Source organism: Oleiphilus sp. HI0132 (assembly GCF_001635845.1).
This window is the reverse complement of the sequence record NZ_LWGJ01000232.1, coordinates 1-885: the sequence shown is the minus strand read 5'-3', so window position 1 is coordinate 885 and position 885 is coordinate 1. Positions and strand designations below refer to the sequence as shown.

Here is an 885-nt window from a genome sequence, read left to right as displayed (position 1 = left end):
AACTCTGGCCCACTATCAAAATGATAACGATAAGACATGTCTAAGCCGATAGGGTGAAACTCCTCACCTATCCAGCTATTGAGCGAAGAGTAGCTAATGGTATAAGGGGATTCCCAGAAGCGATCTATATTTTCCATTGAGGTCGGTAAGAAAAACTGGCCCAGCTTAACACTAAGCGCTTGATTGAAGTCGATATCATGACGATACCTTGCGCTCCACTCTATCACCCCAAGAGAGCGAACGGAGCTATCATTACTCGTACCTTGTGCTTGGATATGAGTACTCAATTGAAAGGCAGAAGAAGGCCGGTACCGATACTCGATATTTGATTCAAATAGGCCTGAAACCGAGCTATCCTGGTCACCCTGTCCAAAACGTCCCAGCCCACCATTGAGCCATGTATTTCCGCTGTCTTGATAGTTGGTAACAAGCGTCACATTGCCGATAAAGCGGTGTGGGCTATTCTGCTTTGCATGCACAAGTGCGCTGCTGATCAAAGCGACTAGAAGCAAGGCGGCACAGATAACTGAAGAGTGTTTTATTCTGAATGCTTTGTTTAGCCTTGTTCATCGAAAAAATAATGCTAGTACTCACTGTTTACATCATAGCCTTTAAACCAGGTAACAAAGTCTGCCGAGTTTTGTGGGCGAGAGATATAGTAACCTTGTAACTTATCGCATCCCCATGTTTCGAGTAAGGCCCAAGACGCTCTGTTTTCAACCCCTTCAGCAACGACAGTTAAACCGAGCTGATGAGCCATGTCTATCGTTGACTGGACAATAGCCTGGTCATATTTACTTTCATCCAGTTTCAAAACAAAGGCCATATCGATCTTTAGCTCGTCTACGGGTAAATCTTTAAGTTGGCTCAAAGATGAATAGCCTG

The 885-nt window shown here is 44.5% G+C and carries 2 protein-coding genes; both read right to left on the bottom strand.

Annotated elements, in window-relative coordinates:
- Positions 1–479: hypothetical protein (locus tag A3766_RS02920; RefSeq protein WP_156508641.1), on the bottom strand; the 479-nt coding region annotated here is incomplete at its 3' end.
- Positions 480–583: 104 nt separating this feature from the next.
- Positions 584–885, bottom strand: a 302-nt coding sequence (locus tag A3766_RS02915) for an EAL domain-containing protein (RefSeq protein WP_156508640.1), incomplete at its 5' end; no start/stop codon positions are given.